We start from the raw sequence: 440 nt of genomic DNA on the forward strand, positions 1-440 counted from the left end.
TGCACTGATTTGAGTAATGACATCTTTACAATCTTTTTCTTCTTCCATCATTTTAATAACGCCATTGAGTTGTCCTTGTATTCTATTAATACGATTAATCATTTTTTTATCATAATTCATAGTTATTTCCTCCACTTTTAATTGAATAAAATCATAATAAGCGATAAAAGCAAAAACGTCAAATACCCCCTATGGTATTTGACATAATATAAATGATTAGTTAAGATACCCCTATAGGTATTTATTAGGAGGTTACTATGAAACAATATAACGAAAAGCATATCAATAATTTCAGTAAACAAGAATTAGAAAAATTAGGCGCACAAGGTCAACTGATTGACGTTAGAACACAAGAAGAATATGATCTCGCACATATTAAAGGTGCGACATTACATCCTGTAGATAAGATTGAATCGTTCAATAAAGATAAAAACACAACC

1 protein-coding gene and 1 pseudogene are annotated in these 440 nt (G+C 29.3%); one reads left to right on the forward strand and one right to left on the reverse strand.

Annotated elements, in window-relative coordinates; genetic code table 11:
• Window positions 1–120, reverse strand: a pseudogene (gene cstR / locus L987_RS03225) (persulfide-sensing transcriptional repressor CstR); the annotation flags it as partial.
• Window positions 121–257: 137 nt separating this feature from the next.
• Between cstR and L987_RS03230 the strand changes: the two are divergent.
• The coding region (locus L987_RS03230) for a rhodanese-like domain-containing protein (RefSeq protein ID WP_047502915.1) at window positions 258–440 on the forward strand (183 nt) is incomplete at its 3' end.

This window comes from Staphylococcus sp. ZWU0021 (genome assembly GCF_000798895.1).
Taxonomy (GTDB): Bacteria; Bacillota; Bacilli; order Staphylococcales; family Staphylococcaceae; genus Staphylococcus; species Staphylococcus saprophyticus.